This window comes from Mesorhizobium sp. M7A.F.Ca.CA.002.04.1.1, assembly GCF_004022805.1.
GTDB classification, from domain to species: Bacteria; Pseudomonadota; Alphaproteobacteria; order Rhizobiales; family Rhizobiaceae; genus Mesorhizobium; species Mesorhizobium ciceri.
Genome location: NZ_RZPL01000197.1, coordinates 1 through 8,367, shown reverse-complemented (window position 1 = coordinate 8,367; position 8,367 = coordinate 1). Strand labels below are relative to the sequence as shown.

General features: G+C 63.9%; 8 protein-coding genes. 5 read left to right on the top strand and 3 right to left on the bottom strand.

What is annotated here, in order from left to right; genetic code table 11:
• Window positions 1-5 precede the first annotated feature (5 nt).
• The 4 genes from eutC (at window position 6) to ENZ75_RS12895 (ending at window position 4,021) form a co-directional block, all read left to right on the top strand.
• A complete protein-coding gene (gene eutC / locus ENZ75_RS12910) occupies window positions 6-983 on the top strand; it encodes an ectoine utilization protein EutC (protein ID WP_245481152.1) in 978 nt (325 codons plus the stop codon).
• 129 nt (window positions 984-1,112) lie between these two features.
• The gene (gene doeA, locus ENZ75_RS12905; RefSeq protein ID WP_063170122.1) at window positions 1,113-2,291 is read left to right on the top strand and encodes an ectoine hydrolase DoeA; all 1,179 of its coding nucleotides are present in this window, start codon (window positions 1,113-1,115) and stop codon (window positions 2,289-2,291) included.
• Window positions 2,292-2,296: 5 nt separating this feature from the next.
• Window positions 2,297-3,295, top strand: a complete 999-nt coding sequence (doeB, locus tag ENZ75_RS12900; RefSeq protein WP_024502317.1) for a N(2)-acetyl-L-2,4-diaminobutanoate deacetylase DoeB — start codon at window positions 2,297-2,299, stop codon at window positions 3,293-3,295.
• Window positions 3,296-3,709: 414 nt separating this feature from the next.
• Window positions 3,710-4,021: a hypothetical protein gene (locus ENZ75_RS12895; protein ID WP_224675447.1), complete on the top strand. Its 312-nt coding sequence runs from the start codon at window positions 3,710-3,712 to the stop codon at window positions 4,019-4,021.
• Between the two features lie 70 nt (window positions 4,022-4,091).
• Here ENZ75_RS12895 and ENZ75_RS12890 read toward each other — a convergent pair whose 3' ends face one another.
• The 3 genes from ENZ75_RS12890 to ENZ75_RS12880 all read right to left on the bottom strand — a co-directional run bounded on the left by ENZ75_RS12890 (window position 4,092) and on the right by ENZ75_RS12880 (window position 7,886).
• Entirely contained in the window at window positions 4,092-5,210 is a 1,119-nt protein-coding gene (locus ENZ75_RS12890) for a P1 family peptidase (protein WP_063170123.1), read from the bottom strand.
• Between the two features lie 4 nt (window positions 5,211-5,214).
• Window positions 5,215-6,846 carry an exodeoxyribonuclease VII large subunit gene (gene xseA, locus ENZ75_RS12885; RefSeq protein ID WP_063170124.1) on the bottom strand — a complete coding sequence of 544 codons (1,632 nt, stop codon included), beginning with the start codon at window positions 6,844-6,846 and terminating at the stop codon, window positions 5,215-5,217.
• 83 nt (window positions 6,847-6,929) lie between these two features.
• Entirely contained in the window at window positions 6,930-7,886 is a 957-nt protein-coding gene (locus tag ENZ75_RS12880; RefSeq protein WP_063170125.1) for a LysR substrate-binding domain-containing protein, read from the bottom strand.
• A 178-nt stretch (window positions 7,887-8,064) separates the two neighbouring features.
• Here ENZ75_RS12880 and ENZ75_RS12875 point away from each other — a divergent pair, with 178 nt between their 5' ends.
• Window positions 8,065-8,355 carry a DUF1127 domain-containing protein gene (locus tag ENZ75_RS12875; RefSeq protein ID WP_063170126.1) on the top strand — a complete coding sequence of 97 codons (291 nt, stop codon included), beginning with the start codon at window positions 8,065-8,067 and terminating at the stop codon, window positions 8,353-8,355.
• The last annotated feature ends 12 nt before the right edge of the window (window positions 8,356-8,367 follow it).

The window sequence follows — 8,367 nt, the reverse complement described above, 5'->3', positions numbered from 1 at the left end:
TGACGATCCTCACCGAACAAGAATTGCGCGCGATCGTGACACTCGATCTCGATGCAGTCGCCTGCGTCGAAAACGCCTTCCGTGCGCTTGCCACCCTGCCGGTGGCGATGCCGCCGATCCTGCGGCTCGACATTCCCGAGCATCGCGGCGAGGTCGACGTGAAGACCGCCTACGTGCCTGATATCGACGGTTTCGCCATCAAGATCAGCCCCGGCTTCTTCGACAATCCGAAGCTCGGCCTGCCCAGCGTCAACGGCATGATGGTGCTGCTGTCGTCCAAAACCGGGCTGGTCGAAGCACTGCTGCTCGACAACGGCTATCTCACGGATATCCGAACCGCTGCTGCCGGCGCCGTCGCCGCCAAACATCTGTCGCGGCAGGACTCGTCAGTTGCCGCGATCTTCGGCGCCGGCGTCCAGGCCGGGTTGCAATTGGAAGCCCTGATGCTGGTGCGGCCGATTTCCGAGGCGCGCATCTGGGCGCGCGATGTGGCAAAGGCCGAGGCAACCGCCGGAGCCCTGCGCGAAAAGCTCGGCATTCTCGTGCATGCCGAGCCCGACGCGGCAAACGCAGTTGTCGGCGCCGACATCATCGTCACCACCACGCCTTCGACCGAGCCGCTGATCAAGGCGGGTTTCGTTTCCGCCGGCCAGCACATCACGGCGATGGGCTCCGACGCCGAGCACAAGAACGAGATCGCGCCGGCAATCCTGCGCATGGCCGACCTCTATGTCGCCGACAGCGCCCGTCAGACGCGGCGGCTGGGTGAGCTGCATCACGCCATCGCGGCGGGCGTGATGGCCGCTGACGAAGAGGTGACCGAACTTGGCCAGATCATCGCCGGTAAACGGCATGGTCGGCGCTCGGCCAGCGACATCACCATCGCCGATCTGACCGGCACCGGCGTTCAGGATACGGCGATAGCTACGTTCGCCCGCGATCGGGCGCGGGTGGCCGGTTCCGGGGCCATTTTCGAAAGCTGATGCTGGCCAAGGCGTGATCCGGAAAAATGGGAACCGGTTTTCCGAAAGATCACGCCCAAACAAGAACGACGGGCCGGTTTCAACGAAGTTGAAACAGGCTCAAGGCCCAACAAACGAGGACCAAGAACAATGCAACCGAACCTGAGATTCTCGCGCGGCGAATATGCGGATCGCCTCGCCAAGACACGCAAAGCCATGGAGGTGAAGGGCGTCGATCTTCTTGTTATCAGCGACCCGTCCAACATGGCCTGGCTGACCGGCTATGACGGCTGGTCGTTCTACGTGCATCAGGCGGTTATCGTGCCGCCATCGGGCGAGCCGGTCTGGTACGGCCGTGGCCAGGACGCCAACGGTGCCAAGCGCACTGCCTATCTCGCGCATGACAACATCGTCGGCTATGCCGATCACTATGTGCAGTCGACCGAGCGCCACCCGATGGATTTTTTGGCCAGCGTGCTTGCGGATCGCGGCTGGGGCAAGCTGACAGTCGGCGTTGAGATGGACAATTACTGGTTCTCGGCCGCCGCCTTCGCATCGCTGCAGAAGCATTTGCCCAATGCCCGCTTTGTCGATGCCACCGCGCTGGTCAACTGGCAGCGCGCGGTGAAGAGCTCGACCGAGATCGACTATATGCGCAAGGCGGCTCGCATCGTCGAGGCGATGCACCAGCGCATCTTCGACAAGATCGAGGTCGGCATGCGCAAATGCGATCTCGTTGCCGAAATCTATGATGCCGGCACGCGCGGCGTCGACGGCATCGGCGGCGACTATCCGGCGATCGTGCCGCTGCTGCCGTCGGGTGCCGATGCCTCGGCGCCGCATCTGACTTGGGACGACAGACCGATGAAGCGGGACGAGGGCACCTTCTTCGAGATCGCCGGCTGCTACAACCGCTATCACTGCCCGCTGTCGCGCACCGTCTTCCTCGGCAAGCCGACGCAGGAATTCCTCGATGCCGAGAAGGCGACGCTGGAAGGCATGGAAGCGGGGCTGGCCGCGGCCAAACCCGGCAACGCCTGTGAGGACATCGCCAACGCCTTCTTCGCCGTGCTGAAGAAGTATGGCATCGTCAAGGACAACCGCACCGGCTATTCGATCGGACTGTCCTATCCGCCGGACTGGGGCGAGCGCACGATGAGCTTGCGTCCCGGCGACCGCACCGAACTCAAGCCCGGCATGACCTTCCATTTCATGACCGGCCTGTGGCTGGAAACGATGGGACTGGAGATCACCGAGTCCATCCTGATCACCGAAACCGGTGTGGAGTGCCTGGCCAATGTGCCGCGTAAGCTGGTGGTGAAGGATTGAGCCCGATGTCGAATCTACGCTCATCACCGGTCGCGCCGACCGTCGATTTCGACCGCGACGGCGTCCAGCACGGCTTCCTGCGCTTGCCCTACAGCCGCGACGATTCCGCGTGGGGCTCGGTGATGATCCCGATCTGCGTCATCCGCAACGGCAACGGACCGGCAGCTCTGCTGTCCGGCGCCAACCATGGCGACGAATATGAGGGGCCGCTGGCCCTCTACGATCTCGCCAGGACCCTCGATCCCAGGCAAGTCAGCGGCACGGTGATCATCGTGCCGGCAATGAACTATCCGGCCTTCCGCGCCGGCACGCGCACCTCGCCGATCGACAAGGGCAACATGAACCGCAGCTTTCCCGGCCGGCCGGACGGAACGGTGACCGAAAAGATCGCCGATTACTTTCAACGTGAGCTGCTGCCTCGCGCCGACATCGTGTTCGACTTCCACTCCGGCGGCAAGACGCTGGACTTCGTGCCGTTCTGCGCGGCGCACACTTTGCCCGACAAGGCGCTGGAACAGAAAGCCTTTGACGCGGTCGCGGCCTTTGCCGCTCCGTTCTCGATGCGCATGATCGAGATCGACGCCGTTGGCATGTACGACACGGCAGCCGAGGAGATGGGCAAGGTCTTCGTCAGCACCGAACTTGGCGGCGGCGGCACGTCGCGCGCGCAAACCGTGCGGATCGCGAGGCGCGGCATTCTCAACGTGCTGCGTCATGCCGGCATTGTAGATGGTGCGGTCGAGAAGACTCGAACCCAGTGGCTCGACATGCCGTCGGGCGATTGTTTCTCGTTCGCCGAAGACGACGGCATGATCGAAACCATGGTCGATCTCGGTGAGCCCGTCAAAGAAGGCTCGGTGCTGGCGCGCATTCATTCCACCGGCCGCACCGGCGTCGCTCCGCAGGAGATCCGGGCAAAAATGTCGGGCATGCTTGCGGCGCGGCATTTCCCCGGGCTGGTTAAGGCCGGCGACTGCGCGGCGGTGGTGGCTGTGCACGTCTGAGCGGCTCCGCCGGGGCCTGCTCCACCCGGTTCGGGTCCATCGTCACTTGTTCTGCGTCCGTCGCGGAGCCCTTCGGCGCGGCGGAAAGAAGCAGGATAGCGGGCGGAGTCGACATTGCAGGAGGATGTCACTATATAGCGGCGGCTTCGACCCGCGCGCCCGAGGGCAGCACCTCGAAGCAACTGTGAATGTGTAGTGTTTTGCGCCATCTATTGTGACGGAAATCGGCTCGGAAACCGGAAAAAAGCAAATAGAAACAGTGGCGCAGCGCTGGGTGTGACCCAGCCAACGGTACCGACCCCTCCAGAATCAGAAAATGCCCTTGACCCCTCGATTTCCTATGGCTCTGTGGACCTTGGACGGCATTGGCTTGCCGGCTGACCGCGACTCGGCTGGAATGGGGACATGCATCCTTTGCGGGATGTCGACGTTTATGATTACCAACCGGCTTTGCCGCCAGGGAACAGCAGTATGAGCGAACACGCCATCGAATTCTTGCGGGGATGGATCGGCGAAAAGGTCCATTGCCAATCCTCCCAGGCAAGGATCGACAAGCAGGCCGAAACCTTGGCCAAGGAGTGCGCCGCCGAGGCGGCCGAGGTCGGCATTCCGCTGGAGGATATCCAGGAAGAAGTCGGCGATATCCAGGAACTTATCGCATCCCGGCTTGAGGAAGCGGCCGAGGCCGAAGAAAGCCAGCAGGCCCCCAGAAAAGCCGCGGAATGATCAAAGCCGCCGAATGATCGCATAGCGGCGACATTGTTGCAGCGCGGGCTTCTGGCCCGCGTTTTTGTCTTCAGCCAAAGGTCTCCTTCAGCCACGTCTTCGGCAGCGCCGGCACGAAATTCCCGTCCCGTCCGGTCATATCGTCATTGGCAACCAGCGCGTTGAGGATTGCTTCCTCTACGGTCTGGATCACCGCATCGAAAAACGGATCGATGTCGGTATCGGGAATAAAATCGGCACTGGCGATGCGGCCGGATGGCGCCCGCGCGGCGCTCGCATTGGCGGTCGAGAAGGCGATGAAAATGTCGCCTGAACTGTGATACCCGAAGCCTCCGGTCATGGCGACGCCAAGCGGCACCCGTCGGGCCAGCCGCTTCATCTGATGCGGCAGGAACGGTGCGTCGGTGGCGATGACGGCGATGATCGAACCCTTTTCGGCGCGCGGTGTGCCTTCGCGGACAGCCGGTTCGACGAGTTGCGGCCCGGCGCGCAGGCCGCGAATGGTTATATTGCGCCGTTTGCCAAAATTGGACTGCACGAAGGCGCCGACCGTATAGGCACGGCCGTGCCATTCGACGATGCGCGATGCCGTGCCGGAGCCGGCCTTGAAGCCGAAGGTGATCATGCCGGTGCCGCCGCCGACGCTGCCTTCCTCGATCGGTCCGCCGGCGGCACCGTCGAGGGCCTGCGCAACATGCTCCGACGTCAAATGGTGGCCGTTGATGTCGTTGAGGAAGCCGTCATAGGTCTCCGCCGCCACCGGCAGTCCCCAGCCGCTGTCGAGCGCCGCCGGCAGCACGCTTTGCATCCAGCGCAGCGTGCCGTCGCGGGAAACACCGCAGGAATGCGTGTTGGTGATGGTGATCGGGAAGTTGAAAGCGCCGGTTTCCTCGACGATGTGCGAGCCGGTCAGTTCGCCGTTTCCGTTCTGGCTGAAGATCCCGGCGAAGACCGGGTTGGCGAGGTCGGCAAGCGGCCTGGGCAGGATCGCGGTCACGCCGGTGCGCACCGGTCCCTTGCCGACGACAAGCGCGCCATCGCCCGAGATCAGCGTCGCATAGCCGACCGCGACGCCGGGCACATCGGTGATCGCGTTGAACGGTCCAGGCCGTCCGTCGAAGCCGATGCCGAAATTTCGCGCGCGCGGTTTGCCTGAGGGCGTTGCCAGATGATGCGGATTGTCGGTCATGGTGTCAGAATAGGGATCCCTGATTGCCAGGCTCTTTGGCCTTGGCCGCCGGCTTGGCCACGGCTTTCGGTTTTGCCGTGCCGCTGATTGCCACCGCATCGGCGGTCCCGTCGGCGAACTCGAGCGAAAGCGCCATTCCCGACGCCACGTCGGCAGCCTGCTTGACGACGGTGCCATCCGCATCTCTCACCAGCGCAAAGCCGCGGGCCAGGACGGCCTTGTGCGACAGCGACGCCATCAACCTGTCGGCCTGGACGATGCGGCCGCGCAGGCGCTCCAGCCTGAGCACCACTGCTTGCGTGCCGCGTCTTGTCAAAGCTGTCAGCAAATCCCTCTGCACGCGTTGCCGCCGTGCCGTCGGCTCGATCGTGATGCGGCCTTGCAGCATGGCCAGTTGCTGCTTGTGCCGCTGCAGCGATGCCCTGGCACATTTTGGCAATTGATCCGCCGCCCGGTTAAGCTCCGCACGCCGGGCTCTTGCCATCGCACGCAGTGCCCCTTGTGCTCGCAAAAGATTGCGTTCGTTGGTGCGCCGGGCCTCTGCAATGCGCTGCGACAGCATTGCCGGTGTCAGTTTCACGGCAAAAAACCTTGCACGCTTGCGTTCGGTGGAGACCAACAGGCCCCGGCCCAGCCTGGATGTCGCCTCATCGAGGCGCCGGCGCGGCAGCGCCAGCAATTGATCGGGCGAGGGCAGAGCCCGGGCGGCGGCACGGGCGGCCTGCCGCTTGCGCTCGAAATTGCGCAGCACCGCCGCTTTCAGCCGCGCACCGAGGCTGGCAAGCGTTGCTTCGAGGTCGGCCTTCACCGGCACGGCGATTTCGGCCGCGCCTGTCGGTGTCGGCGCTCGCACGTCGGCAACGAGGTCGATCAGCGTCCAATCGGTCTCGTGGCCGACAGCCGAGATCACCGGAATGCCGGAAGCGGCAACCGCGCGGGCGAGCGCCTCGTCGTTGAACCCCCAGAGGTCTTCGAGGCTGCCGCCGCCACGCGCAACGATCAACAGATCGGGCCGCTGGATGGCGCCATCCCATGCCAGCGCGTTGAAGCCGTTGACCGCGGCAGTCACTTCCGCGCCTGACGTCTCGCCTTGCACGCGCACCGGCCAGACCAGGACATGCAGCGGAAAGCGGTCCTTGATGCGGTGGATGATGTCGCGGATGACGGACCCTGTCGGCGAGGTGACGACGCCGATGACGCACGGCATGAACGGCAGCAGCCGCTTGCGACCGGTGTCGAACAGCCCCTCGGCCTGCAGCCGCCGCTTGCGCTCCTCCAGCAGCGCCATCAGGGCGCCGGCGCCAGCCGGCTCCAGATTGTCGATGACGATCTGGTAGTTGGATTTGCCGGGATAGGTGGTGAGCTTGCCGGTGGCGATCACCTCCATGCCCTCTTCGGGACGGAACTTCAGCCGGCTCATCGTGCCTTTCCACACCACGGCGTCGAGCCGCGCGCGGTCGTCCTTCAGCGCGAAATAGGCATGACCTGAGGAATGCGGCCCGCGATAGCCTGATATCTCGCCACGCACCCGCACATTGCCGAAAACGTCCTCGACCGTGCGCTTCAGCGCGCCGGAAATCTCGCTCACCGTATATTCGGCGGCGTTGGTGCGTGATTCGGATGCTACTTCGCTCATCCGTCGATTGGGGAACGGTTGGGCGCCCGCGTCAAGGCGGTTGCGTCGGGCCAGCCGTTCATAACCCGCACACCTGGCCCTGCCTACCAGCCGGGCAGGATCTGGTTCGGCTTGGTTCGCCGCAGCTTGGTGAAGGCGAGCGCTGCGAAATCGAACGTTCCGGGGTCTTCGCCGACCGGCACCGAGATGTTGTCCAGGCTTTCCGAAATATGGCGGGCGAGCGCATCGACGATCTCCGGCCGCGACGTCTGGCCGCGCATGATGCCGATGCGGCAATCGGGCAGGGCGCCGAAGCCGTCGGCTTCGCCCAGCACCCGCATACCGGGTCTGAGCGCGCATTCCGGCAGCACCGAGATTGCCAGCCCGGAAAGCACCGCGGCGGTGATGACGGTGGCCGAGAAACTGGTGAACAGGATACGATAGTCGCGGTTCTGCTGGTCGAGCACATCGACGGCGGCGCGCCGCCAGATGCAGTTCGGCCGGCCGAAGGCCATCGGCAGCGTTTCCTGCTCATGCGTGGCATGATTGGCCGAGGTGACCCACAGCAGCGGTTCGCGCCGCACCACCTCCGACTGGCCGCGTACGTCGTTGTGCGTCACCAGCGCGAGGTCGAGATTGCCGCGCTTGATATGCTCGACCAGCCCCGGCGTCGGCTCGCAGATGACGGTGAGTTCGACGCGCGGATTGGAGCGGGTGAACCGTGCCATGATCTCGGGCAGGAAACGATCGGCGTAGTCGTCGGGCGTGCCGATGCGGATCGTGCCTTCGAGCCGCCGGTCGTCGAAGGCCGCCAGGGTCTCGCGGTTGAGATAGAGCAGCCGCCGCGCATAGGAGAGCAGCTTGTCGCCTTCCTCGGTCAGCCTGTTGGTGCGTCCGTCCTTTTCGAACAGCGGCTTGCCCAGCCGCTCCTCCAGCCGGCGCATCTGCATCGACACCGCCGACTGGGTCCGGTGCACCTCTTCGGCTGCTCGCGTGAAGCTGCCGGTGTCGGCAATCGAGATGAAGGTCTGCAACTGATCGAGATCGAGCGGCGATTTCATCGATATGATCCATCACTGGTGTTGATGGTAAAGATTAGAAACATTCGTTGGATTAATCAATCGGCCGATGGCAAATTGGCATTGTCCACATGAAGGCATGTGAATCGAAGCCGGAACGGCCGCTGTCGCCAGCGCCGATCGCAAGGCTTTGCCCGTTCGAGTCTGAAGGAGACCGACAATGACCACGTTCGATTTCGCCACCGAGACCCCGCGCATCACCTCGCGTCCGGCCGTTGCGACGCGCGTGGCCAACACCGTCTCCAACATCTACCGCGCCTGGAAAAACCGCCGCGCCTTTTATCGCCTTGGCGAGATGTCGGACGCCGAACTCGCCGATATCGGCCTGACGCGCGCCGACCTGCATGTCGCTATCGACGTGCCGTTTGGCCGCGACCCGACGGCGATGCTGCGCGAGATCGCCAGTGATCGCATCGAAACGATCGAGGATTTCGCTCGCAAGGTGGCCTGATCGGTTGCTTGT

Coding starts and splice junctions, on each gene's coding strand:
- ENZ75_RS12875 (WP_063170126.1), top strand. CDS start 8,065: ATGACCACGTTCGATTTCGCCACCGAGACCCCGCGCATCACCTCGCGT.
- xseA (WP_063170124.1), bottom strand. CDS start 6,846: ATGAGCGAAGTAGCATCCGAATCACGCACCAACGCCGCCGAATATACG.
- doeA (WP_063170122.1), top strand. CDS start 1,113: ATGCAACCGAACCTGAGATTCTCGCGCGGCGAATATGCGGATCGCCTC.
- ENZ75_RS12880 (WP_063170125.1), bottom strand. CDS start 7,886: ATGAAATCGCCGCTCGATCTCGATCAGTTGCAGACCTTCATCTCGATT.
- doeB (WP_024502317.1), top strand. CDS start 2,297: ATGTCGAATCTACGCTCATCACCGGTCGCGCCGACCGTCGATTTCGAC.
- ENZ75_RS12890 (WP_063170123.1), bottom strand. CDS start 5,210: ATGACCGACAATCCGCATCATCTGGCAACGCCCTCAGGCAAACCGCGC.